General features: G+C 59.6%; 31 protein-coding genes and 1 tRNA gene. 10 read left to right on the top strand and 22 right to left on the bottom strand.

Annotation, left to right across the window (positions count from 1 at the left end; genetic code table 11):
• The first annotated feature begins 27 nt into the window (after positions 1 to 27).
• The 3 genes from FA04_RS35150 (at position 28) to FA04_RS13740 (ending at position 1091) form a co-directional block, all read left to right on the top strand.
• A tRNA-Arg gene (locus FA04_RS35150) sits at positions 28 to 113 on the top strand.
• A 205-nt stretch (positions 114 to 318) separates the two neighbouring features.
• Positions 319 to 702, top strand: a complete 384-nt coding sequence (locus tag FA04_RS13735; RefSeq protein WP_034797752.1) for a hypothetical protein — start codon at positions 319 to 321, stop codon at positions 700 to 702.
• Positions 702 to 1091, top strand: a complete 390-nt coding sequence (locus FA04_RS13740; RefSeq protein ID WP_034797754.1) for a hypothetical protein — start codon at positions 702 to 704, stop codon at positions 1089 to 1091. Before FA04_RS13735 ends, FA04_RS13740 begins: the two co-directional genes overlap by 1 nt.
• Here the strand turns inward: FA04_RS13740 and ligD are convergent.
• Positions 1071 to 2066 carry a non-homologous end-joining DNA ligase gene (ligD, locus tag FA04_RS13745; RefSeq protein WP_034797756.1) on the bottom strand — a complete coding sequence of 332 codons (996 nt, stop codon included), beginning with the start codon at positions 2064 to 2066 and terminating at the stop codon, positions 1071 to 1073. The two genes, FA04_RS13740 and ligD, sit on opposite strands and share 21 nt — an antisense overlap.
• 324 nt (positions 2067 to 2390) lie before the next feature.
• Positions 2391 to 2684 (bottom strand): hypothetical protein, encoded by a 294-nt coding sequence (locus FA04_RS13750; protein WP_034797758.1) that lies wholly within the window; start codon positions 2682 to 2684, stop codon positions 2391 to 2393.
• Positions 2685 to 2973: 289 nt separating this feature from the next.
• On the opposite strand from FA04_RS13750, the gene FA04_RS13755 reads away from it, so the two are divergent.
• From FA04_RS13755 to FA04_RS13765, 3 genes are read left to right on the top strand one after another with little or no spacing between them, the layout of a single operon-like run.
• The gene (locus FA04_RS13755) at positions 2974 to 3168 is read left to right on the top strand and encodes a hypothetical protein (RefSeq protein WP_034797760.1); all 195 of its coding nucleotides are present in this window, start codon (positions 2974 to 2976) and stop codon (positions 3166 to 3168) included.
• Entirely contained in the window at positions 3169 to 3888 is a 720-nt protein-coding gene (locus tag FA04_RS13760) for a Fic family protein (protein WP_051659383.1), read from the top strand.
• Between the two features lie 46 nt (positions 3889 to 3934).
• Positions 3935 to 4885: a S49 family peptidase domain-containing protein gene (locus FA04_RS13765; protein WP_167550697.1), complete on the top strand. Its 951-nt coding sequence runs from the start codon at positions 3935 to 3937 to the stop codon at positions 4883 to 4885.
• Positions 4886 to 5023: 138 nt separating this feature from the next.
• Here the strand turns inward: FA04_RS13765 and FA04_RS13770 are convergent, their stop codons facing one another.
• The 4 genes from FA04_RS13770 to FA04_RS13780 are packed head-to-tail and all read right to left on the bottom strand — an operon-like array spanning position 5024 to position 6601.
• Positions 5024 to 5350, bottom strand: coding sequence for a phage holin family protein (locus FA04_RS13770; RefSeq protein WP_034797764.1), 327 nt, complete (start codon positions 5348 to 5350; stop codon positions 5024 to 5026).
• 1 nt (position 5351) lies between these two features.
• The gene (locus tag FA04_RS35885) at positions 5352 to 5597 is read right to left on the bottom strand and encodes a hypothetical protein (protein ID WP_034797766.1); all 246 of its coding nucleotides are present in this window, start codon (positions 5595 to 5597) and stop codon (positions 5352 to 5354) included.
• On the bottom strand, positions 5494 to 5712 hold the full coding sequence (locus FA04_RS13775) for a hypothetical protein (protein WP_034797768.1): 219 nt from the start codon (positions 5710 to 5712) through the stop codon (positions 5494 to 5496). The genes FA04_RS35885 and FA04_RS13775 overlap by 104 nt, the downstream gene beginning before the upstream one ends.
• 1 nt (position 5713) lies before the next feature.
• Positions 5714 to 6601 carry a chitinase gene (locus FA04_RS13780; RefSeq protein ID WP_034797770.1) on the bottom strand — a complete coding sequence of 296 codons (888 nt, stop codon included), beginning with the start codon at positions 6599 to 6601 and terminating at the stop codon, positions 5714 to 5716.
• 169 nt (positions 6602 to 6770) lie between these two features.
• On the opposite strand from FA04_RS13780, the gene FA04_RS13785 reads away from it, so the two are divergent.
• Positions 6771 to 7202: a hypothetical protein gene (locus tag FA04_RS13785; protein ID WP_051659384.1), complete on the top strand. Its 432-nt coding sequence runs from the start codon at positions 6771 to 6773 to the stop codon at positions 7200 to 7202.
• Between the two features lie 178 nt (positions 7203 to 7380).
• Here FA04_RS13785 and FA04_RS13790 read toward each other — a convergent pair whose 3' ends face one another.
• From FA04_RS13790 to FA04_RS13805, 4 genes are all read right to left on the bottom strand, one after another.
• The gene (locus FA04_RS13790) at positions 7381 to 7767 is read right to left on the bottom strand and encodes a hypothetical protein (protein WP_418235968.1); all 387 of its coding nucleotides are present in this window, start codon (positions 7765 to 7767) and stop codon (positions 7381 to 7383) included.
• Positions 7768 to 7971: 204 nt separating this feature from the next.
• Entirely contained in the window at positions 7972 to 8877 is a 906-nt protein-coding gene (locus tag FA04_RS13795) for a gp53-like domain-containing protein (protein WP_051659385.1), read from the bottom strand.
• A 13-nt stretch (positions 8878 to 8890) separates the two neighbouring features.
• On the bottom strand, positions 8891 to 10453 hold the full coding sequence (locus tag FA04_RS13800) for a hypothetical protein (RefSeq protein WP_034797773.1): 1563 nt from the start codon (positions 10451 to 10453) through the stop codon (positions 8891 to 8893).
• On the bottom strand, positions 10453 to 10671 hold the full coding sequence (locus tag FA04_RS13805) for a hypothetical protein (protein WP_034797775.1): 219 nt from the start codon (positions 10669 to 10671) through the stop codon (positions 10453 to 10455). The genes FA04_RS13800 and FA04_RS13805 overlap by 1 nt, the downstream gene beginning before the upstream one ends.
• A gap of 77 nt (positions 10672 to 10748) precedes the next feature.
• On the opposite strand from FA04_RS13805, the gene FA04_RS13810 reads away from it, so the two are divergent.
• Positions 10749 to 10982, top strand: coding sequence for a hypothetical protein (locus tag FA04_RS13810; RefSeq protein WP_034797776.1), 234 nt, complete (start codon positions 10749 to 10751; stop codon positions 10980 to 10982).
• Between the two features lie 156 nt (positions 10983 to 11138).
• On the opposite strand, the gene FA04_RS13815 is transcribed toward FA04_RS13810, so the two are convergent.
• Both FA04_RS13815 and FA04_RS13820 read right to left on the bottom strand, forming a co-directional pair.
• Positions 11139 to 13670: a phage tail tip fiber protein gene (locus tag FA04_RS13815; protein ID WP_034797778.1), complete on the bottom strand. Its 2532-nt coding sequence runs from the start codon at positions 13668 to 13670 to the stop codon at positions 11139 to 11141.
• 9 nt (positions 13671 to 13679) lie between these two features.
• Complete coding sequence (locus FA04_RS13820) at positions 13680 to 14084, bottom strand: DUF6950 family protein (protein ID WP_034797780.1); 405 nt, start codon at positions 14082 to 14084, stop codon at positions 13680 to 13682.
• Positions 14085 to 14198: 114 nt separating this feature from the next.
• Between FA04_RS13820 and FA04_RS36395 the strand changes: the two genes are divergently transcribed.
• Entirely contained in the window at positions 14199 to 14327 is a 129-nt protein-coding gene (locus FA04_RS36395) for a hypothetical protein (RefSeq protein ID WP_257785169.1), read from the top strand.
• Here the strand turns inward: FA04_RS36395 and FA04_RS13825 are convergent.
• From FA04_RS13825 to FA04_RS13840, 4 genes are read right to left on the bottom strand one after another with little or no spacing between them, the layout of a single operon-like run.
• Positions 14308 to 14943: a hypothetical protein gene (locus tag FA04_RS13825; protein WP_051659386.1), complete on the bottom strand. Its 636-nt coding sequence runs from the start codon at positions 14941 to 14943 to the stop codon at positions 14308 to 14310. The two genes, FA04_RS36395 and FA04_RS13825, sit on opposite strands and share 20 nt — an antisense overlap.
• 60 nt (positions 14944 to 15003) lie before the next feature.
• Positions 15004 to 15597, bottom strand: a complete 594-nt coding sequence (locus FA04_RS13830; protein WP_034797782.1) for a DUF2163 domain-containing protein — start codon at positions 15595 to 15597, stop codon at positions 15004 to 15006.
• Positions 15594 to 16244, bottom strand: coding sequence for a hypothetical protein (locus FA04_RS13835; RefSeq protein ID WP_034797785.1), 651 nt, complete (start codon positions 16242 to 16244; stop codon positions 15594 to 15596). The genes FA04_RS13830 and FA04_RS13835 overlap by 4 nt, the downstream gene beginning before the upstream one ends.
• The gene (locus tag FA04_RS13840; protein WP_034797787.1) at positions 16244 to 18094 is read right to left on the bottom strand and encodes a phage tail tape measure protein; all 1851 of its coding nucleotides are present in this window, start codon (positions 18092 to 18094) and stop codon (positions 16244 to 16246) included. The genes FA04_RS13835 and FA04_RS13840 overlap by 1 nt, the downstream gene beginning before the upstream one ends.
• A gap of 45 nt (positions 18095 to 18139) precedes the next feature.
• On the opposite strand from FA04_RS13840, the gene FA04_RS13845 reads away from it, so the two are divergent.
• On the top strand, positions 18140 to 18466 hold the full coding sequence (locus FA04_RS13845; protein ID WP_034797789.1) for a hypothetical protein: 327 nt from the start codon (positions 18140 to 18142) through the stop codon (positions 18464 to 18466).
• Between the two features lie 257 nt (positions 18467 to 18723).
• Here FA04_RS13845 and FA04_RS13850 read toward each other — a convergent pair whose 3' ends face one another.
• Genes FA04_RS13850 through FA04_RS13875 form a run of 6 tightly spaced genes read right to left on the bottom strand, consistent with a single transcriptional unit; the run spans position 18724 to position 21116 of the window.
• Entirely contained in the window at positions 18724 to 19128 is a 405-nt protein-coding gene (locus FA04_RS13850; protein WP_034797791.1) for a hypothetical protein, read from the bottom strand.
• A gap of 11 nt (positions 19129 to 19139) precedes the next feature.
• Entirely contained in the window at positions 19140 to 19550 is a 411-nt protein-coding gene (locus tag FA04_RS13855) for a phage tail tube protein (protein ID WP_034797794.1), read from the bottom strand.
• Positions 19551 to 19582: 32 nt separating this feature from the next.
• Positions 19583 to 20047, bottom strand: a complete 465-nt coding sequence (locus FA04_RS13860) for a hypothetical protein (protein WP_034797796.1) — start codon at positions 20045 to 20047, stop codon at positions 19583 to 19585.
• A 1-nt stretch (position 20048) separates the two neighbouring features.
• On the bottom strand, positions 20049 to 20342 hold the full coding sequence (locus FA04_RS13865) for a hypothetical protein (RefSeq protein WP_034797798.1): 294 nt from the start codon (positions 20340 to 20342) through the stop codon (positions 20049 to 20051).
• A gap of 1 nt (position 20343) precedes the next feature.
• Positions 20344 to 20673, bottom strand: coding sequence for a head-tail joining protein (locus FA04_RS13870; RefSeq protein WP_034797800.1), 330 nt, complete (start codon positions 20671 to 20673; stop codon positions 20344 to 20346).
• Positions 20670 to 21116 (bottom strand): hypothetical protein, encoded by a 447-nt coding sequence (locus FA04_RS13875; RefSeq protein WP_034797802.1) that lies wholly within the window; start codon positions 21114 to 21116, stop codon positions 20670 to 20672. Before FA04_RS13875 ends, FA04_RS13870 begins: the two co-directional genes overlap by 4 nt.
• Positions 21117 to 21194: the final 78 nt, after the last annotated feature.

Raw genomic sequence — 21194 nt, forward strand, 5'->3', positions numbered from 1 at the left:
TTGATTAGAAGCGTCGAATTGAACGCTAGCTGAGTTGGAAGCCAAATCATCAGAGCATGACGACCATATTCCTAATCTGGGGGTCCCGCGTTCGAATCGCGGCGGGATCACCAATAATTTCAAATACATAGGTTTGGTTTTGCGCGCTCCAGCGTGCGCCACACCTTTACCGGAATTACCCACGTTTTCCGGCATTTCCTGAGGTTAGCGGGAATTCGTTGGCGCACGGTTGGCGCATGGCGGCGCACAAATCGGAGGATCTTGACTCTTTCCCGCATTGGGAACATTTAGAGAACAAAAGACGATGGAGCCAAGGCTATGATGCATTCGACCCCTTCCCCGTCGGTCCTGCCGGCGGCGTTCACGGCAAAGCGCGCGGCAGCGTACTCGGTGCGCGGCTACACCATGGGCGCTATCAAGGATGGCTGGTGGGCGTTTGTGCCCGGTCAACAGGCCAAACCAAACGACGACCTGGTTGACGAGCTTTGCATCGCGCATACGAAATCCGGCCGCACTCTGCTTCGATTTCTTCGGAAGGGCCGCGTGCCCGGTACATGGGATCTTCTCTCCGTAACTGGCGACCCACTCCTCGATCAGGAACTGTTATGGGCGGAAAGGGTGATCTGGCTTGAACCTCACAAGATCACACACACCGAAATTGCAGAATGCCTCGCGATTGAAGCAGCGAAGGTCGCGGAGTGATGTCGGCAGAAATCAAACTTAAATACAATTGGCGCCGCCTGCCAAACGACCCGGAAACGCTGTTTCACGGGGACGACGGCGATCGTCGAATGGGCCGTGTTCAGAAGGCGGTCACGGGCGAATACTGGCTTTGGTTCATGAACTTTCAGCACGGCATCAACGATCCGAAGGTGGCGGTGACACTGAACGGCGGGGCGGAAACAGGCAGGCAAGCGGCCGCCGCCTGCGAGCGGTGCTACGAAGCGGTTCTTGATGCAACGTGGCCGGGGATGACGCCTGCGCTTCGTGATCGCTTGTTGGCGCATGAAAAGGAAATGAAAGATCGCAAAGAGCAATGGGCTCGCGAGGACGCTATGCGCCGGCGCCAATCACTGAGGGTTGTCAGCTAGATCGTCGATCGAGAAAACTCTCGTATCATCGTTTCGCACTTTCACGCCTTTGAACGACGGATGGCGCAACTTGCCGTCCTGGGTCCAAGCCCGATACTCGACCTCGGCAACAAGGAGCGGCTCGGCGAAAACCGCCCCCTTTCGCTTCAGGGACACCGGCGGGTGCGCCGCTGGTATCGCGTCGAGCAGTTCGCGCAGTTGCACAGATTCCTTGTTGCTCCATCCAGTACCGCACCCGCCGACGTAGACGAGCCCGTCGCCCTTCTTGGCCGCCAGCAGTAGCCGGCCAATCGCGCCTGGCACGGTCGAGCGCTCATAGCCTACGATCACAAAGGTATCCCGCCGCGCGCATTTGATCTTGAGCCATTCCGGCCGGCGACCGGATCGATACGGCGCGTCCTGGCGCTTGGCGATGATGCCTTCTAGCCCCATCTCGCAAGCGATCTTGAAGAACTCGGCGCCGTCAGCGTGCACCTCCTCCGAGAAGCGGATTGCACCAGTCCTGCCGACGACGATAGGCTCGAGCAGGCGTCGACGCTCTGACAGAGGATGCATTCGAAGGTCTTGGCCGTCGAGATAGAGGAGATCGAAGGCATAGAAGATGATCTCGCCGACATCGTGCAGGCTTGGCTTTTTCCCGACGGCGCGCTGCAGCAGCCCGAAGTCTGAGCGGCCTTGGTCGTCGAGAACGACGACCTCCCCATCAATGATCATGGAGGCGTGCCCGAGCTCGCGCGCCTCGGCGACGATCAAGCCGAACTTCTTTGTCCAGTCGTACCCGCCGCGGGTGATCGCCCTCACCCCGCCTGGCTCGACGTGGACCGCGAGGCGGTATCCGTCCCACTTCACCTCAAAGGCCCATTCCGGACCTTTCGGTGGCTTATCGACGAGGGTCGCAACGCAGGGATCGACGCGGCGAGGCATCGGCTCGGGCAACGTCGCGGGAACAGATTTCTTTCTGAGTGTTTTAGCCATCACGCATTAACGCCTGAGAGCGCGAAACGGCTCAAGCTATTTTCATGGAACCTTTAACGCATATGGCTGTTTTAGCCGTCCCGATGGTCCACATCCCCTGCGGATCGACGGAGGGGGCCAGCCCCCCCGCGTTGGGTCCCGGTGATGACGCGCTGACCCCGTCGGAAACGGCGGGGTCTTTTTTTCGAATGGACGGAACATGTGCCCGCCGAAAGCGGTTCTATGCCGCCTGTCGATTAACGGGTGGGTTCTGTCTCCTAACTTGAACTCGATCTGGTATTACACGCGCGCTCTGGGCTCGTCGCGAATGACGGGCCCTTTTGACTAAGAGTTACCCATGCGCGCCAGACACCAATCCCAATAGGTCTCGACCATCTCCGTCGCCTCGCGAGCGGTGTCGCAATAGCCTTGGTTCGGCGTCGGCGGCGATCCTTTGAAGGTGCGAGGGACAGATCCAGCCCATTGCCAGCGGCCAGTCGTCGGGCCTGCCAACTCTTTCCGGATGCGGCCGATATAGCCGACGCCGTCAAACCCGAGCCAATCGAAGTCGGTCGGCGGGTCGTTGGCGTCAAGCTCGGTGCGTCGCCATTGGTATCTCGGCTGGTAGAGCTCGGTCATGGCGTAGGATGTGATTGGCCCGAGGAGAAAATCAAGCCTGCGAGAGGGTGCGACAGAAAGCCTCGCTCAAGGCGAGCGCGCTAACCAAATCTTATTGAACATTCAACAACCTAAAGACGTTGAGTTCACATTGACATCCGAAGAGTCTCCCGTTGCGTGCCTGACGGTAATCCATAAGATCGATTGACTATAACACCTTGGGCAACTATCTTTGTCACAAAGACAAGAAAAAGATGGCGGAAATCAACGGGTTAGCCCAACGCACCGTACATCCTTGAGGAGCAAAGCCATGACGAGCAACCTTAAGACCAAAGACACGCTGTTGCGCACGCTGCGCCGCGCCGGATCTAAAAAGCTATCGTTCGAAGAACTACAGCAGCAGCGCGTATCGTTCGTGATCGGGTCACTTTCGGCCGAGAGCAACGTCACGCGCGCGCAAGTGAAGGAAGTTCTTGCCAACTTCCAAGGCCGCAAGAGCGCATAAGTGATCCTGTTCGAGATTACGCGAAACGAGCAGCATCCCGCCTATCAGCGGCTGGAAATCGAAAACGGCATTCGACATTACGATTTTCTGAGATCGATGGTGGTGGCCTCCCTAGAAATGGGGAGGCCTTTCCTATCTCAGCAGATTATGAAGGCGCTGAATTTCCACGCGATAGCCTGTCTGCACACACATGCCGGAGAGTACCGGCCTTGCCCGGTTCAGGTGGGCGACTATCGTCCGCCAGAACATTACCAGGTCGTGCCGCTGATGGACGACTTCGTAAACATGGTGAACCGCGGATGGCAGACAAGCGATCCCGTAGTTATGGCCGCTTTTGTCCTTTGGCGCCTCAATCATATTCACCCATTCATCAACGGTAACGGCAGAACTGCGCGCGCAGCAGCGTACTTCGTCCTATGCGTATCGGCCGAAAGTTGGCTCCCAGGAGAGACCATCCTCCCTGAACTTTTGCGTCAGAACCGCAAAGAGTATGTCGAGGCCCTCCGTTTGGCTGATGCGGCGTATGAGGCGAAGGGCGAACCTGACCTAGGCCCTCTCCACGAAATGCTGTCCAGACTTTTGGACCAGCAACTCCAAAGCGCCGGACTGTCGCCAGAGGAGGCCGATGGCGAAGACAAGGCTGAAACGCCCACGAATGGCGATATTCAGGAATTAGTCGCCGCAGACGGTCCTCAGCCCGAAGGCGACCCGTTGACTTAGGCGTGTATTGTGATCAATCTGCAGCCCTCAATGGTTGGGGGCCAGATTGATCGATACAGTTGAAGACGGTTTTGAGCAGGCTATCAGGGACGTTGCCGACGCTTATGACGCCGACATTTATGTTTACTCCGGAAACATTGATCACGCGGGGTTTGGGAAGGTAGTTGAAGCGTTTTCACGCGACGGCCGTCCTAACGCACTTGTAATTTTGACTACAAACGGCGGTCTGGCAAATTCGGCTTACAAAATTTCGCGCTTCTTCCAATCTCAGTATGACCGGTTCATAATATTTATTCCAAGTGTGTGTAAGAGCGCAGGGACGCTCCTCGCTATTGGTGCGCACGAACTGATCATGAGCACTTTTTCTGAACTGGGCCCATTGGATGTCCAACTCTACGAGCGCGACGAAATTGGCGCCCGCAAGTCGGGGTTGTTGAGCCACTCTGCCTTTGACGCGCTAAAGGCGGAAACCTTCGCGCTTTATGAGCATTTCATGCTCTCTATCAAACAGCGGAGCGCGGACAACATCAGCTTTCCGATTGCCTCGGAGGTCGCAGGAGACATGGCGTCAAGGGTGATGTCTCCAATCTTCGAGCAGATATCGCCTTCCATTTTAGGCAGCGACTACCGGGATTTGCAGGTAGCCATCGAATACGGCAACCGCCTCGCTCTTCAAAGCGAGAACATTACATTCGAAGCAGTGAAGTTCCTTACGGAACAATATCCTTCTCATGACTTTATTATTGACAAGAATGAAGCAGAAAAACTTTTCCATGATGTGGAGGCACCAAAACCGGAGCTTTGGGCGTTGATAAAATACCTCAAAGATTTCGTCTTTGTCCCCCATGAGCCGACCACCGTATTTAACCTCAACTCGTTCCTGGAGGTCGTGGACGATGAGCAGTCAGAACGTGAAGCCAGCGAGCCAGACACCGAAGAAGCCGAGCCCACCGGATTGGATAGTGGCCAAGACGGAGATCGCGACGGGACTAATTGAACGCGGAAGCAAGCAGCACGACATCGAGAGCCTGATACGCCCGCGGAACAGCCCTGACCACTTCCGACATCACGGGAAACTGTACAGTCGCGTTGTGCAGTAAGGAACCCCGCCGGAGCCTTTGCTCCGGCTGGCCCCTCACCCCTTTTCCACCTTCGCGCCGAACCAACGCATGAACAGAACCTCGGACCCTCGTGGCCCGAGGTAGGCGAGCGCGGCGATCATGCCGGTCGCCATCGGTTGCCCGAGAGCCAGCCAGTTCGCCAACCCCTCGCCGATGAAGGCCATGCCGACCGCGATCGGCATCTCCCACAGCAGTTCCTTCCCGAAAAACTTCCGTCGCATCTTTCGCACCTCGTTTGTGTGCCACATGAGGCGACCGGCGAAGACTGCGATAAGGGTGGTCGCCGCGCCGCCGAACCAGGCATTGAGCAGCTCGATAAGAGACGTGTACTTTTCCTGCATATCAGCGATTTTCCCCGTGTCGCTTGCATTCCGCCTTCGTCCAGATCGCCGCGGCGCAGATGCCGACGGCGGTCCGGTCTATCTTTTTCTGATCTTCGGGCGTCGCCCCTCGCGCGCCGATCAGGTCTGTCCCGACGATGCTTCTAAGGGCCGTTACACTCGCCGGCGCCGAAGTTCCACAGCCCGCCAGCATCAAGGCAGGAATCGTAATCAATGCGCTTGGAATGAGCGCTGCTCGCCGCTTCATTGTTCTGCCTTTCAATCTTGGTGGTGACCGACCGGGCGCCGTCCTCGCGGATCTCGACAACGAGCCAGATGAGACCGGCGAGTGCGAGCCCGCCGGCGATGACGCGCGCCCACATGTCAGCGGGCCGCGGCGCGGTTCACCGACCATCGACCGGTGAAGAACATGAAAGCCGCGATCGAGCCGATAACGATCAGGAGCGCAGCGATACCGAAGGCATAGGGATTATTGACGCCGAGCACCGCCGAAAGGCCAGCGCCGCCGAAGAGGCCGCCAACAGTCGTCACCACCGTGCCACTCCTCTCGGCCGGCATGTCATCGGCCTTCGCCGCTTCCGGCTTCACGTCCGGCAGCTCGGCCGGCATTCGCGACGCCTCGATCGCGTCGAGGAAATTGCCGAAATAGCCGGCGATCAGCTTCGCCTTGTCGGTTCCGTTGACGATCTTGCGGGCGCCGACCGGATCGTTGTCGGCCTGGTTGAAATAGTCCGCGAGCTTTCTGCCGGTGAACATGCCGCCGATCATGCCGTCAAAGAGGATGCGGATGGCGGTTGCCGTCTCGGCCGCCTTCTCCGGCGTTTTGGCGAGGCCGAACTTGTCATAGTTCTCCTTGCCGGTGATCTGCGGCAAGCCCCGGCCACGATAGAGCCAGCCGTCGTCGGGCGCCGTGTTGCCCATCCGGCCGCCATAGACCTTGTTTGCCAGCTTGCGCGGGTTACGGGCGAAAGGCTTGGCACTGGCGAGGGTCGGGAACCGGGTCGGCCAGACCTGCGTAAGACGCTCGGCCGAGTAATTGAGGTTCTCGGTCACCGGCTGCATCGTGCCGCCGGTCTCGTGGAAGACGGTCGCCAGCATGTAGGCGAGATGGCGATTGTCGATCACCTTGCCGGTCGACTGGCGCCGATCCCACTCGTCGAGGATCGCATTCATGCCGTCGATCTGAGATTGCATAAGGCGGCCGCCAAAAGGCGCGCGCCTCGCATACGCGAGGAACGTCGTTCTGTTCATCGGATTTTCCTTCTAGTGAGATAAAAACGCCGGCCGAAGCCGACAGCGGCGCTTTGAAAGGGCTAGTCAAAGGCCGTTCCGCGGAGCATATTTGCCTGTTCGCTGGACCATGAAACGGGCTCCAGCAACTGATGGATCATCAGCACTTTCGCCCTAAATGGAGGAGGTTATGTTTGATCGACTGCATTCCGGATACATTCTTCCCGAAGGCTTCATCGTTATTTCCGCGGTCTTTGAGAGGGTCGTGAACGCGCGAGACTTCCAACGGCAAAGCGACGAAGGCGAGTGGCTGGCCCGCGAGGCGATTCGTCTGTTCATGAGTGGCATACGAGACGCCTGGGAACTGGAACGCCGACTTAAGGATGCTCGCCGCCCGCCCGACCATTCACCGCCATCGGGAGGCGTTGGCACGGTCGTGGATCTGCTGCCAGAGCTGACGGCATGGGCGCGGAGCTTGACCGCCTCACAGCGTGCGGCAACCGCGCTCACCGAAAAAACACTCGAATACGCCATCGAACATACGGATGAATTCGGGGCGACATCAGATGTCAGAGGATGGCTGGTCCGTGTGATGTTGGACCTCCGGCTTGGCCGGAAATGAGGCGAGCATCGAACGTAGATCCACGCACGGCATGATGCCGGCTGGGGAACATGATGGGCTATGATTGGAATGGCGCGCGAGCGCCGCATGAAGTTTGCGCGATTTGGTACGGCCGTCGCACTGGCGGCCTTGCTGGTATCGGTCGCGGCCCAGATGGTGACGCGAGCGATCTAACGCTTCATTCGGGCGGCAATTGCCCACCGAGCATCGCCGGCCGCTGCATCGGCCACTCGAACGAGCATGCCGCTTCCAGCTCCGCCATGAACTCCGCCACGGTCGGCTGCACGCGTTCGCCTGACATGACCTTCGCCAGCTCGGCCGAAGAGAAGGTCCAAACGGTCGACCGCCAGGCAAACAGCGCATCCGCCTCGGCTGCGAAGTCCAGGTTGGGGTCGTCGCGGTAACCGATGGCCGAATGGATACCGTCGTACTGCCGCTCCCGCGCCTTGGCGTCGAGGTGTGCTTGAATAGCAGCGGAGTAATCTGCTTGGGTCACTGGCGGCGCCGGCGGTTCGTACGGAACGACAGCACCGCCCTCCCACTTACGTCGACCGGGATTGGACAGGAACTCCATCCAATGCTCGTCCGAGATTGCGACAGCCTCAGGCGGGATCACGCAATCCGGGTTCGGCTCTTCGCCAATGATCTCGACTTCGGCTGTATCGGCGTCCGGCTCGCCGTAGACTGGCCGCACCTTGGTGCCGTGCACATCCTCGCTATAGAACCCGACGGGAAAACCAACTTCAAAAACTGCGAACTTCGTCATCGTTTAGTACCCCACTGCAAGCCAAAGTGCGCCCTGGCCGGCGCCGCCGACCGCTCCGCCGTTATTTACTGCTCGCGCCCTGATATCGAAGCCGAACTTGTCGACGTTGCTCGTTGATACCGTCACGGCCGTTGTTGCCGGCAGATCAGAGGAGGCCATAGTCGCGACGGCAGTGAAGCAAGTAGCCGGAAATGCGACGGGGAAGATCTTTCGGAAGTCGCCGGAACCGGTGGGATCGTAGCCCCATTGCAACATGAAACCATTCGGGAACTTGTGGTAGCCCGAGGTCGCCGCATTCCAAAGGACAGCGCTGTCAGTCCAAACCTTGCCGAGGTCGGTGCTGTCGACCGTCGCCTTCAAGGCGCTGTTGGTCCAGCCAAGAAAGACCTTGTTGCTCCCCTGTCCGTAGCCCCCTCCCTGCTGCACCGGTGTGAAACCCAGCGCCGCCTGCGCACCCAATGTTGTGCGTGCCGTCGCCGCATCAGGGTCATTCAACAGAAACTTGATGAAGTCGCTTACTAAGAACCACTCCATCGTGTTTCCGCTAAGCCCGCGCGGCACCATGCCGGCGGAGAGTGTCGGAGCGATCGACGCCAGCGCCGCCAGCGAGGCATTATCGAGACGCTGCAGATAGGTCGACAGCGCATTGGCATTGGCGACCGTCTGCTGGCCGTAGGCCGTGTCGCGCATGATCGCGTAGGGATAGGTGCCGCTGGCGCCCTTCCACTTGATCGCCGCCGTAATCTGCGTGTTGCTGTCGATCGTGAGGATTGGCAGTGGGTTGCCGGCCACTTCGGCGTAAATCGTGCCGCCGGCGATCAGCGCCGTTTGCCAGGCTGTGCCGGCGCCAGTAACCACGGCGCTGCCGTTCGCCAGGGTGATCGACCCTGTCGTGTAAGGAGTGGTCATGTTGGGGAACTTCCTAAGCTGGAATGCCGAAGATGTAGTAGCGGATGCCGAGGGGCGGCGTGGCGCCGCTGGTGCGCCAGCTTCCGGGGCTGTCTCGGCGATTGTAGTAATCGCCGACGTTGCCGGCGAAGGTCCAGAAGCGGGCGTTGTTCTGCGTCAGCTCGCAATAGGTGCTCTCGCCGGCATGCGACTGGTTGCCAGGCGCGGTGTATTTCAGCCGCTTTACGAACGGCAGCCGATACACATTGGTCCACGACGTGAGCAACTGGTTGAGCCCGTCAGGTGCAGCGTTGCCGCCTCGGCCCGCCCCATGGGTCGTGATGTACTTGACCATGGGAAACATGCCAGTTCCGTCGAATGGAACGTCGTAAAACACCCCATTGCCCCCGACCGTGTCGATCCAGCCCTGCGCGAGGATCTGCACCTGCGGCCATCGGCTATCGACGACGATATCCGCCCAACCGGGCGGGTCGGCAGCACCTGGTCGCAGGATCTGCGTGACCTCCTGCGCGCCGTCGTGGAACTTCCGAAGCACCTTGTTGCTGCCGCTGGTGGGCGGACTATTGTCTTCGAGGTAGAGCATGAAGCGGGCGCGCATGCCCGTCGAAGCGTCGAAGCCGATCCGCGTCCCCTCAAACCAGTACTCGGCGCCGAAGTTGTTGAGCTGAGGATTGCACGGATACATGATGGTGGCGCTGTTGTAGAAATGCACATCGAGCGCGACCATCTCAGGGATCTGAAAGCCAACGTCGAAGTAGCTCACCCCGGCCGGAAGCGCGATATCGCCCGACCGAATGACCTTCACCGGCAGCTTGGCCCCGATATCGAAGGCAATCTGTGCTGGCGTCGCCGTGTCGACCGGGTATCCCGGCCTCGCCGCCTTGAACTCGGTCGACGAGATCTTGATCGTCTTGCTACCGTTCGGTGCCAACGCCGGCGCCTCGTCGACAGGCACGTTGTTTCCCGGCAAGTTCCAGACGACGAGCGTCCGGTCTCGCGACAGGAAGCGATTGAAGCCGTCGATCGTATCGAACCGGGTAATCTGGATAATGATACCGGACGCCCATGCTCCAAAGATATTGTTGAAGAACGAGCTGTTAGTGCCGGTTACCCAGCCGAGCTGCTGATAGTTGCCAGCAACGTAAAAGCCGCCTTGACCGTTGTAATAGTCGTAACTGTCGAACCAAAAGACCATCTGCTGGTTATAGCGGTTGCTGCCTTCCCCCTTTTTCGCCTTGATGTCGAACAACGGCACGTCATAGCGGAGCGTCGGAAAGTGCTCTTTCTTGTAGCACCAATGACTTGAGCCACCACCCGATGACTCCGCGTAGACGAAGTTCCCACTGTTTGAGCCGGCCGGATAGTAATAGGTCACCCCCGAGTCATTGAGGCCCGGTCTCGAAATCTGGTTGACCCGCTGCATGTCGGCCAGATTCATCGTGATCGAGAACTTGCTGTTGTAGAGGAACTTCCAACGCTCACTATCCGGCGTGGTGCGCGGATCGTCGGCGTCGCTCTTCATCATCTTGATGCAGCCGGCGCCGCTGCTGTCGACGCCAATCATTGTGCGAACCATCAGCTGTAGATCTCGATCGTGCCGTTGTTGAGGTTGATCGCGAGCCTCTGATCCCTAGAGCGCAGAATTCCTGCCTGAACCAGACCGACATCGGCATTGCTTAGGGCCAAAGTACCGCTATTTTCGAGCGCGACTGGAACGGCCATGCGCCGGTCGGTGGCCGCTGCGGGAAGGACGGGCGCAACAAAAAGCGCCGCGAGGAATGACCTGCGCTTCATATCAGAATTCCTTTTGGTGACTCGACTCTCGGTTGTTCGGCTGGTTTTATCCGCCCACAGCACAACCGGAGAAAACTATGAGAAAGAAACTGAAACTCACCCCGACGACCGACAACACGCTCCATATCGATGCGTCCGCTATATCGCTCCCCACAGCGCCAGGGGGCTACGATATCCAGTGCGGAGCGTGCGAGGAGATCATGCTTAAGGGTTACGACGTGCGGGCCAGTAGCTTCATGGTGATTGACGCGCTGGTCTGCCAGCACTGCGGCCAAAACAATCTATTCGCGTCGGTACTCCCGCAGGGCTAACGCTCCATCATCAAGAATCGTCACCTCAAGATCGAGGTGATCGTCCCCACGCGAGAAAATGATCTTCGGGCGGCCTTCTCGCGTGTGCGCCGCCTTGAGATAGAGCGGCTGCCCTTTCGTGTTGCTTTCGAGGCATATCATCTGGATCTTCCTTCTTTAGCTGTAGATTTCGATCGTGCCGTTGTTGAGGTTGATGTCCATCTTGCCGTTCTGCGAGAGGAGCCGGCCCGATCGGATCAAGCCGATGTTTGCGATGTTGAGCTTCAGCTCGCCGTTCTCGATGACGATGGGCAGGAAGGCATTGCTGCCCCCGTTCCAGACAACGAACTGATCGGCCTTCACAGCGAAGCGGGATTTGAGCACCCCACCTTCCGTGTAGATCTCGATGTAGAAGCCGCTGTCTTTGAAGGTTTCGTTGAGGGTTGCGCGCAGCATAACCGAGAAGCGAGAGGTGACGCCTGACTGATCAGCGGCCGCCTCAAACTTCACCAGCCCGCCGGCGAAGCGATTGTTCACGTCGGCGCTGACGCCTGTGATGCTGGAGGCTAAGGCGCTGTCTTGTGTGGCACGTGCCGTCTCCTCAGCGATGAGCCTCGCAAGGTTGCTGCCCACCGTCGCCGTCAAGGCCGTAATCAGCTGTGCGAGCGCTTCGTCCTGCGACACACGCACGCGCGCCTCCGTGACGATCTGAGCAAAGGCATCGCCGACCGCTGCCTTCAACTCCTGCCGCTTGACTTCGCCGACGGCACCATCGAGCGAAAAGGCCGTCGTCAATTCCTCGAGGCGCTGCCAGACGCCGTTGAACTCGCCTTGAAGCTCTTCGAAGCGGTCCTTTAGGTCGTCGCGGACCTGGCCGAGGCCGATTTGAACGTTCAGCGATCCGGTGATCGTCGACGTGGTGCGCCAGGGCGTGAAGGTACGCAGCCGGTCCGGGTTAGTCTTGATGGTCGCCCGCGCGACATACGCCTTCTCCGAGATGACGTTCTTCGTGGTTCGGTACCGACCGACCTCGGGTTCGCCGCACTGGTCAGCGAACTCTTCTGCAGCGCCGTCGATGCGATAGACAAAGAGCACGTCCGTGATGGTCGGATCGTCCGGAGGGTCCCAGACGAATTCGAGCGCCGGCACGTCGAAGCCGTTTCCGCCCTGGATCATGCCGGCGTGAACGTCGAAGTTCTGCACCGTGAACAGCTGCGATGGGTTGATCGGCGGCGTGGGCGGTACGACGATCGGGCCGGGCTCGATGTCGCCGTCATCATAGATGTCGGCGCCGGCCTCGGTCAGCACGAAGGTGAAGCGCAGATCTTCGTCGCAGCGCCATTCGGAGATCATCCAGACATTGCCGAGATAGCTGACCCACTCGCCTTCCTTCACCTTCAGCCCGACGCGCCGGCTGACGGGTACCGTTGCCGTGCCGCCTTTGCGGTTCTGGCGGTAGCGGACGTTCAGCAGGTACTGCGCGATATCCGCATCGGAGACCTGCAGAAAGTCGATCGAGGTCTGACGCGGCCGCTTGTCGGCGGCGACGTCGGCATTGACGACGATCGGCTTCAGGCTCTCCGGGTTCCACATCGCCTCCGGCGAGGTGAACTGGCCGGACAGATGGTTGAAGAGATCGAAGGCCGATTTGCGCGGCTGGCGGGGCTTCGGTCGGTCGGCCGGGATATCCTTATCGGTGATATCAAGCACCGGGATCTGCGGCGCGCCGACGACGACGCCCGAAAGGCCGCGGCGGTTCAGCCCGTAGCCGGCCATGGCATCGTCAAAGGCCGACAGCGCCTCAGTGTGATCGGTCTCGGAGTTGACCCAGAGCGAGCACTGATAGATCGGCTTTCCCTTGCGGAGCGTCCGGCAATAGTTGATCGCGACAAAATAGGACGACAGGTCCAACTGGCCGAGCGACTTGCCTTCGCCGATCAGCGTGCGGCCCGAGCGCAAGCCCCTGAGACCGAGCTGATAGTTGAGCCGATGGATCGCAGGGTTCAGCGTGTGCGTCCAGGTCGAGGGATCGTTGAGCCGCTGCGGGCCATTGCCGCCGGCCACCGTCGAGTCCTTCGTCGGGTCGTACTCACGCAGACCGCGCAGCACCCACTCGAACTCCGGACGCCCCTTGTCGAACTTCGAGCTATCGAACTTGCGCTCGACAACGACATAGGCCAGCCCGCTGAGGCGGCTGGTCGCCTTCCAGATCTTGCCGAGGCCGGCCGTGTCGTTGACGAGCTTCTGATCGACAGGCTGGCCCGGCCGACCGTCATAGAAGCGGATCGAGATGAGATCACCGAAGCCGTCGACACCGAAGTGGGAGACCTCGCCGCCGATCAACGGCCGCACCACCAGGTTCTTTTTCTCGCCGTAGAAATAGACGTAGTTTTCGAGGCCGTCGCACCAACCGTTCGCCAAGATGAAAACGTCGAAGTTGACCTTATTGCCCTTGCCCGCCTTCCCGTAGTAAGCGCGCTGGCCTTTCGTCTTGCCGGTACCGAGCAGCGCGTCGACGGGCACATCGCCGCCCATCTGCACTTCGCCCTGGACGGCGGTGAACTTCTGCTTCTTCTGCTTGTTGGTGAGCTTGCCCAGCCCGATCTGTGCACCGAACGCCAGCGCACCCCCGATGAGCTTGGCAGCGAGCAACGAGCCGCCGAAGAGCGCGCCGGAGATCAGCGCGCCCAGACCGGAAAAAATAGCCATGGTGGAGAATTACCCGAGATGGAAGGTCGCAATGACATCGGAAAGGCCGTGGTCGCTACGGCCCCTCTCGGTTTTGGTGGTGAAGCGGTTGCCAAGGCAGACCCCGACATGCTCGGCGCCGTCGGCGAGACGAAGGATGACCAGGTCGAAATAGCGTGCCGAGGCGGCTCCGTCCGGCTCCTGTCCCAGCTCGGCCGACCAGAAATCAACCAGGTTCGAAAAGCCGCGCCGGCGGAGCGCGATGTGCGCTCCCTTCAAGGTGCGATAGGCGCCGCGGTACTTCTCGACGAGCGAGGTGCCATGCAGGGCATCCGCCATGGCGCAGCCGAGGTGAAAGCAATCGGCCGGGCCATAGGCATAGGGGGTCGACAGCTCACGCTCCAGCGTGGCTGATCCGATACGGAAGCGATCCATTGTGAAAGACTCGACTTTTGGTTGTCTGTCTGATCCATTGCCTCGGCCAGCAACAAAGAGGTCAACGGCTGTGTTGCCAGGCGAATGGTTTGTGAAACTGCCAGGAGATGGGCAATGACCGACAAGCGTTACGAAGAGAAAAGCTACACCCCTCGAACGACCGACATTAAGAATCCTGACGTCGGCGGCAACTACACTCCGACGACGAACGAAACTCCGGCACCTAAGCCGCCGGGGAAGTAATTTTTCTTCGCCGAAAATCAATTCGTGCGATTTCCGAGCTGGGGATGAAGGTTATTTCATCACCCCATGCACCAAACTGGACGGCCGCGTTCTCGCGTCTGTCTTCACCAACTGGCCGGAAGTGGGTTACATACATCAGGACGTCGCCGTTTGTACCCAAAACGCAGGGGCCGTTCGGGGCACGAGTAAATCGATGAAGATCATCGCACTCAAGCCACGTCCCGTTCTTGAGCTGAACGGCCAATTGCGTCCCGTCGAACCCGGTCACATTGAACATCGAGACCCAGGCACTCGGTAACTCGTCTGCGTAGCTTACATGCATTCCCCTGAGCAGAAGCTTGAGCAAACTCCGGCCGATCAGCCTCCAGAGGATGCCGATGACGCACGTCGCCACATAAGGCAAAAGCGTTGACACCGCGATGTTCGTGCCGCGCGCGACCAACCATTGGTGAAAGAACAAGCCAAAGAAACCGAAAACCGCACTCGAAAACGCGACATCGACACTTTTGTGATGGTCGCGAATGCCGGTGTTCGCGATGAAATACGCACTGTATCCCGCCGCCAGAAACAGGACTGTGGCGAGCGGCAAGTTTGCAATCTCAGGCTGGAAGGGCATGCAACTCTCCTGACGGCTGACAAATCTATCGACGACGCTCGCACTGATTGCAAGCATGGCCTACCTCGAAACCTGTCCCCATTCCTCGGGAACCGTGCCGATCGTCGCGACGTATTCGAGGCCGGTATCGGTCTCGTCGTTATCGAACTGCTGCTCGGCGGTGCTGCGTTTGATCAGCGTTTGCCCCCGGGCGGAGCGGCCGGGCGGCTGAAGCTCGATCGTCAGGGTCAGCATGCCGGAGCCATTGGCATCGAGCGCGTCATCATTAAAGCTGACGCGGTCGATCTCGTAGATGTTCGAAACGAGGATGCCAACGACCTCGTTGGTGTCAGGCACGCCGGCAAGATGGGTGATGATGACCGGCGAGTTCGGGTAATCGTACTGCTCGATCTTGGCGACCGCGTCATCAGGGTCGTCGACCGGGATATTCGAAAACACGATCGTCCGCGTCGTCACCGCTACGCCGACGGCGCTATTGATGTCGCCGCCCTGCAGGAATCGGTTCGGCAGGTACTTCAGGCCGTTATAGGTGAAGGGCCGCCCGCCGCGATGATAGCCGACAGTCTTGCCCGGCAGATCGAACCGGATGAGATCAAGCCCCGCGAACTCTCCGCTTTCGACGATCGCCTCGACTTCAGGAGAAAGCACGCTCATGAGAAGAACAGCTCCGTTGCTGTAAACTGGACATTGGAAACCGGCCAGGACTTCGGCAAGCTGAAGCTGCCCTCGTCCATCTCCATGATGCAGGCCGACTTCTCGAAATGGACCGTATTGCCCGCGGCAAAGGTCTGGGTGTCGAGCGCGAACCGTATCGACAGGCTGACCACGCCCGCGCCGTTCGCCGTCGCGGGTGCGGTGATGCGATGCAGCGAGCGTACCAAGGCCGACTTACGGATCTCGACATAGTCGCCAGACGACAGCTTGAAGCCAGCAGGCAAACCGTTGACGACGATCGTCTTGGCGTTCGTGATCGACTGAAGCACCGCGTCGCCGTTAAAGGCACCGCCGCCCGCCTTCACCCCGGCGAGCGGTGCGCCCGCGTAAGCGATCGGCCGAGGCCTGTGCGGGTCGTAACCGGCGAATACCCCGCCATCGCTGGCGAGCATATTGAAGGCATCGAAGAGCGACACCTCATCCGTCGTCAGCTTCGACGCTGCATAGGTCGCTACCCAATAGGGCGTTCCGCGAAAGAGCGTCTCAGTTTTCCGGCCGAGCATGCGCGAGGTGCTACGGGTGCGGATCGGGTCGAATGAGATCGACGGGCCGTAGATGACGGCAGGTAGCGAGATCAGATCCGGCATCAGTATTCCCCGCCGTTCTGGCGGATGTTTGCCCGCGCCGCCTCGTTGCGCCTGATCAACTGAACCGACTGGCCGCTTGCCTGTTCGAGGATCTTGGCAACCAGGTCCTCGCCCAGTTCTAGCTGGATAACCGTGCGATTATCGCCGCCCTGCCCATTTCCATTGTCGCGGATTTTCGAAGGCGCGATGATGCGGCCATGCTGGGTCGGCGCAAAAAATTCGTCTTCATATTCGTTGATCTCGTAGATGCGCCCCGGCGACACATCACCGCCACCTGCTCGCGCTCCGCCCTTTAGAAAATCGCCGAGGGTCGTGTTCGGCACGAAGCTTGAGGAGAAAAGCCCCTTGCTACCACCGCCAAAGCCACCGGACAACGCTTCGAACAGCGAGCCGAAGAGCCCCTTTCCATTCGTTTTCACGTTGACCACTTCCGTGAGCACGGCTGCGAGTGCCTCTTTAAGATCGAAGGTGCCGTCGATGGCCCGCATCAACTGATCGTCGAGCGTGTCACCCATGCGCTGCGCCGCGTCGCGCATCCGCTCCTGGCTGTCGATCAGCTGTTCCTCGGCCGCCATCTGCTGATACTTCTTGTCGATCAGCTTGGAGATTTCCTGCCCCTCTTTCGAGGCGTAGGTAACGCCGGCTTCGCGCAGCGCGATTGTGCGCTCGCGCTCGATGTCCGTCAGCCCCATCACCGCGAGCTCGTCGCGCAATGACTGGATGACGTCGTCGATCGCCTTCTTTTCCTTTTCGGCGGCGCGCTCCGCCTTGGAGCGTCCGCCGCTGCCACGCCCCTTTTTGTCATCATCTGGTGTGATAACGGGTGGCGTCCATTTCACGCTCGGCGCGGGTTTTGGAGAATTTCGGTCGCTGAGGATCGCGATCACGCGATCTTCTTCTTCCCCGATCTGATCGAGGTAGGCTTCCAACTGGGTAATTTGCTCATCGAGCATACCCTTGGCACCGTAGGCTCCCATCGCTTCCCGCGTTTCTTTCGCCTCGCGAATCTGTTGGGCAATATCGTTGCGTCGTCCCAGCAGCTCGGTCTGGCGGGCAGCAAGCGTATTCGTCTGCTGGTTCTGGATATCATTGAAGCTGTCGATGAACTGACCCATGCTGCTAACGACTGACACGATGGCAGCTTTCAAGTTGGTGCCCACAGTCGTCGCTATAGCGTTGAGCTTGCGGTCGATCTCAGCCGCCTGCTGGACCATCTTTTCGTCCAACACGATACCGAGGTCATTGGCCGCCTTGATCGTATCGCGAATGCCAGCTTCACCCGCTTCAATAAGCTGAACGAACTGCTCGCCGCCGGTACCACCGAATACTTCATCGAGAATGCGGATCTGCGCCGCCTTATCGAACTGCTGCAGCTTCCCGATAATCTCGGTAAACAGGGCCGATGGGTCCTTGAGCTTTTTCTTAAGATCGTCGGCATTTAGCCCCAGACGCTTAAACGCTTCAGCCGCCGAACCGCTGCCCGTGAGGATGAATTCATCGGCGCGAAGGTTGAGTTCCTTGATGCCGTCGGTCAGAGCATCGACGCCGATGCGGTTCTGCTCGGCGACATACTTCAGTTCCTGAAACGACTTCACGTCGAGGCCTGCACGCCGCGCCTCGTCGCCGATGGAAGCTATTGCACTGGCCGCATCCCGAATGACGGCAACCGTCGAGGCAGAGATAACCCCTGCCGCGATGCCCGCGACGCCACCTGCCAGGCTTCTGATACGGCCGATCGAAGCTACGACATCGAGCGCCGTAGATTTTGTCATAGCTCTAATGCGTGCTAGCGAAGCCTCAAAACCCTTGGAGTCACCCGAAATTGTAACCGGGATGTCTGGACGACTCATAGTAGACCTCACAAAGGATAGGGTTTGCTAACTGGAGGATGTTCGATGGCGAGAGCGGGTGACCAAAACATAAGGTGGTTGGCGGCACTCGCCGTCGCGCTTGCAGTTATTTTGACGGTCTGGGTCGGCGGCGTTCGAATCTTTGTCATTCAGCCGATCGGGGCGATACCCGAGGGTGTGACCGCCATCGTCGTTAACATTCGGGGACTGAATCTCATCGACAGTCCGGACGCATTCTGCGCCCGGCAAGGTCAACCAAACCTGCTATGCCGCGGCATGACCGCAGCGAAGGTGGCTAACGAAGGCAAGATCATACTGAGGCTTCCCTACAGTCAGACCCTTTATTCTTTAACCGGCGCTCCTGAATACTGACGCAGCTCGCAGAGGCTAGCTCCCGCCTAGTGTCTTTGCCTTCGGATTGGTTTTGAGCGAGGGCCGCACCCCGTAAGCCGCGGCGGCGCGGCGTACTTCCTCGCGAGAAACAAATGGCGCGCCGCTGAGCTTTCCGGAAAGCCCCTCCAATGCCATCTCGAATTCGACGGCCGTCGCCTTCCAGAAGACTTCCGGCGACCAGCCGAGAAGCTTCGGAGAGGTGGCGACACGAAACGCCGTCTTGAGATGGTCAGAAATCAGGAGGGGCTGACGGGCTTTCCCAGCAGAGCATCCGCCGCGATGTCGTTGGCCGTCCGCTCGTCGCGCCGGATTTTGCCCGACGCAACATGGCCAGCGAGTGCCGTTTCCGCCGCCTCGCGCCAGTTCGCCTGGTCGGCGAGCGAGATGTTGTCATCGGCGAGGATTTTGGCGACCAGCGTGTCGAGCTGGTCCGCGTCGTCGACGACAATCAACGCGCGGACAGCGCAGGCAACGGCCTTCGGCTCGAAACCCAGCAGCCGCGCGTAGACCTCATCAATCGTCCTGGCGCCGATCGCCTGCGAGAGCCGGGCAAGACCGGAGAAGGTGACGGCGATGCGGAAATCGATGGCGCCGATCTTGACCGGCGCCTCTCCGCGGATGGGGTTGGCTTCTGTTTCCACTGTCGCCTCCGTCACACGGCCGCTACGAAGGTGATGACGCCGGTCATCGCGCAGCGAATGTCCATCTGCAGCTCATTCGTCTTGTCACCGGAGAAGGTGATCGAAATGAGCATGTCGCCCTCGAAGGTGCCAACGCCCGGCACGGTCACCTGGTATTCCCTGATGACCTGGTTGATGGCATCCGCCGCAACTTCCTTCATGACGGCGCTGCTGACGAAAGCGCCCTGTCCGCTGAATCGGATGGACTGGATGCCGTACATCAGCGCGAGGGTGAGTTTTTCCCCCGGATCCGTGCAGTTTGGCTTGGTGATATCGATCTCCTCGTTGTTGATTTCGAGGGATCGCTGTTCGGTGATGCAGGCGAGAGTGAACGCGCCCGCAAGCGCAGAGCGAGCAAGGGTAAGCTGACGGCCGAGAGCCATGGCAAGATCCTCTATTGTTGGGATTGGGAGCGCTAGAGCGCGACTTGCTGCGGATCGGCCGCAAGGGTTTTGTAGGCGACCCGGTAATTGATTGAACCGGCGCCGATAGACAGACCGGTCTGAGAATTCACGTAGTGGCGCTCGGACTCGAGTGTGACCTCAACCACGAGGCCATCGAGTTCGATGGCAGCGCCCATGACGCTTTCCACTTCGACACAGATCTCGTCGAACTCAAGCTCCGGATCATCGTCACGAAGGTGAACCACGATCGACAGCGGCAAGTGGCGATCATAGCCATCCTCGCCGTTCGGCCCGGAGAACGGCCGCATGGTGGCGATTTCGTTGCTATCGGACCATGTCGGCGTCAAAGCCGGCAAACTTTCCTGACGGATCGCGCCCTTGCGTCCTCGGGTTACTTTGTCGGGACCGGAGAAGCGCGCGATGGTGACCAGCCGCGCCTTCACCGCGTCGAAGATCTGGGTGCGCAAGTGTGCCATGTCAGGCGATCTTCTTGCCAAGATCGCGGAGCGCCTGACCGAGGATCTCGGTAGAGTAACCGAGCGCCACGATCTGCTCGCGCGTCTTCTTCTGGTCTGCAAGGTGACCGACGTCCGAGCGGATCGCCGAGCGCAGGCGCGACGGCAACTGCTGCCACGGTCGCTGCGTCATGCCGCCGACGGCCTTGCGAGCCGCTTCCTTCTTCGCGCCTTCCTCGGTGGCGAAGAGCGCCTGGCAGATCTCTTCGACCGGATCGACCTTCGCGGCCGCCGGCGCGTCCTGTTCCTGTTTCATGTCAGATGTCTCCTGAAAGCGAGAGCTTGAGCATGGCCCGGGCGTCGTCGCTCACGTTGATGATGGGATAGGTCACGCCGTCGATCGCGACCGTGTCGCGCCTGCTTTCGAGTCCGGGCACATCGGTCGCGGCAACGGCGAGCAAATGTGTCGTTCCCTCGACCGCCTGGTCGACCTCTTCCATAAGCTCGACGTCGCGCCAGACGCGGAGGATGCCCCGAACAGCCTTCGGACTGACGACGCCGGCGATGGTGAACACAGCATCGACGTTGCCGAAGGCCTTTGCGAACTTCGACCCCATGCGGGCGAAGATTTCGGGGCGCCGGATCATCTCACGGTCAGCTTTTCGATGTTGGCCTCAAGGGTCTTGACCTGACCCTGCAGAGCCTTCACCTGATCGGCCAGCACCTGGTTATCCTTGCTGAACGCGTCGTTTTCAGCTTCGAGTTCATCGTTCTTCTTCGACAGCGCCTTGCTGTTTTCGAAGGCAGTGTCGCGCTCGGCCGTGAGGCGGTCGACGTCGCCCTGCAGTTCGTCGCGCTCGCTGGTAAGCTTCGCGAACTCGTCGCGGATCCTCGCCAGATCCGCGCTGCTGGGGATCGGACCTTCGGATGCATCGGGGCCACCGTTGTAGTCGCCGAAGTTGGTGCGCAGGTTCTTCACCTCGTCGTCGGACAAGCCGCCGCTGGCACCTACGGGCACCGGCTCACCGGGCTTATAGACCTTCTTGCCGAGGGTGACGGTGACGTTGAACTTCTCTGTCCTTTTGCTCATCGGAGCCTCCAAATTCCGTCATGCTCCGCCGCCACGACAACGGCGGAGATGATGCGGATGCAGTGGTTTTCAGGGATG

Source organism: Ensifer adhaerens (assembly GCF_000697965.2).
Taxonomy (GTDB): domain Bacteria; phylum Pseudomonadota; class Alphaproteobacteria; order Rhizobiales; family Rhizobiaceae; genus Ensifer; species Ensifer adhaerens.

Excerpts from the sequence above, each read along its gene's own strand:
- FA04_RS13735 (WP_034797752.1), top strand. The coding sequence starts at position 319 with ATGATGCATTCGACCCCTTCCCCGTCGGTCCTGCCGGCGGCGTTCACG.
- FA04_RS13740 (WP_034797754.1), top strand. The coding sequence starts at position 702 with ATGTCGGCAGAAATCAAACTTAAATACAATTGGCGCCGCCTGCCAAAC.
- ligD (WP_034797756.1), bottom strand. The coding sequence starts at position 2,066 with ATGGCTAAAACACTCAGAAAGAAATCTGTTCCCGCGACGTTGCCCGAG.
- FA04_RS13750 (WP_034797758.1), bottom strand. The coding sequence starts at position 2,684 with ATGACCGAGCTCTACCAGCCGAGATACCAATGGCGACGCACCGAGCTT.
- FA04_RS13755 (WP_034797760.1), top strand. The coding sequence starts at position 2,974 with ATGACGAGCAACCTTAAGACCAAAGACACGCTGTTGCGCACGCTGCGC.
- FA04_RS13770 (WP_034797764.1), bottom strand. The coding sequence starts at position 5,350 with ATGCAGGAAAAGTACACGTCTCTTATCGAGCTGCTCAATGCCTGGTTC.
- FA04_RS35885 (WP_034797766.1), bottom strand. The coding sequence starts at position 5,597 with ATGAAGCGGCGAGCAGCGCTCATTCCAAGCGCATTGATTACGATTCCT.
- FA04_RS13775 (WP_034797768.1), bottom strand. The coding sequence starts at position 5,712 with ATGTGGGCGCGCGTCATCGCCGGCGGGCTCGCACTCGCCGGTCTCATC.
- FA04_RS13780 (WP_034797770.1), bottom strand. The coding sequence starts at position 6,601 with ATGAACAGAACGACGTTCCTCGCGTATGCGAGGCGCGCGCCTTTTGGC.
- FA04_RS13785 (WP_051659384.1), top strand. The coding sequence starts at position 6,771 with ATGTTTGATCGACTGCATTCCGGATACATTCTTCCCGAAGGCTTCATC.
- FA04_RS13795 (WP_051659385.1), bottom strand. The coding sequence starts at position 8,877 with ATGACCACTCCTTACACGACAGGGTCGATCACCCTGGCGAACGGCAGC.
- FA04_RS13800 (WP_034797773.1), bottom strand. The coding sequence starts at position 10,453 with ATGGTTCGCACAATGATTGGCGTCGACAGCAGCGGCGCCGGCTGCATC.
- FA04_RS13805 (WP_034797775.1), bottom strand. The coding sequence starts at position 10,671 with ATGAAGCGCAGGTCATTCCTCGCGGCGCTTTTTGTTGCGCCCGTCCTT.
- FA04_RS13810 (WP_034797776.1), top strand. The coding sequence starts at position 10,749 with ATGAGAAAGAAACTGAAACTCACCCCGACGACCGACAACACGCTCCAT.
- FA04_RS13815 (WP_034797778.1), bottom strand. The coding sequence starts at position 13,670 with ATGGCTATTTTTTCCGGTCTGGGCGCGCTGATCTCCGGCGCGCTCTTC.
- FA04_RS13820 (WP_034797780.1), bottom strand. The coding sequence starts at position 14,084 with ATGGATCGCTTCCGTATCGGATCAGCCACGCTGGAGCGTGAGCTGTCG.
- FA04_RS36395 (WP_257785169.1), top strand. The coding sequence starts at position 14,199 with ATGACCGACAAGCGTTACGAAGAGAAAAGCTACACCCCTCGAACGACC.
- FA04_RS13825 (WP_051659386.1), bottom strand. The coding sequence starts at position 14,943 with ATGCCCTTCCAGCCTGAGATTGCAAACTTGCCGCTCGCCACAGTCCTG.
- FA04_RS13830 (WP_034797782.1), bottom strand. The coding sequence starts at position 15,597 with ATGAGCGTGCTTTCTCCTGAAGTCGAGGCGATCGTCGAAAGCGGAGAG.
- FA04_RS13835 (WP_034797785.1), bottom strand. The coding sequence starts at position 16,244 with ATGCCGGATCTGATCTCGCTACCTGCCGTCATCTACGGCCCGTCGATC.
- FA04_RS13840 (WP_034797787.1), bottom strand. The coding sequence starts at position 18,094 with ATGAGTCGTCCAGACATCCCGGTTACAATTTCGGGTGACTCCAAGGGT.
- FA04_RS13845 (WP_034797789.1), top strand. The coding sequence starts at position 18,140 with ATGGCGAGAGCGGGTGACCAAAACATAAGGTGGTTGGCGGCACTCGCC.
- FA04_RS13855 (WP_034797794.1), bottom strand. The coding sequence starts at position 19,550 with ATGGCTCTCGGCCGTCAGCTTACCCTTGCTCGCTCTGCGCTTGCGGGC.
- FA04_RS13860 (WP_034797796.1), bottom strand. The coding sequence starts at position 20,047 with ATGGCACACTTGCGCACCCAGATCTTCGACGCGGTGAAGGCGCGGCTG.
- FA04_RS13865 (WP_034797798.1), bottom strand. The coding sequence starts at position 20,342 with ATGAAACAGGAACAGGACGCGCCGGCGGCCGCGAAGGTCGATCCGGTC.
- FA04_RS13870 (WP_034797800.1), bottom strand. The coding sequence starts at position 20,673 with ATGATCCGGCGCCCCGAAATCTTCGCCCGCATGGGGTCGAAGTTCGCA.
- FA04_RS13875 (WP_034797802.1), bottom strand. The coding sequence starts at position 21,116 with ATGAGCAAAAGGACAGAGAAGTTCAACGTCACCGTCACCCTCGGCAAG.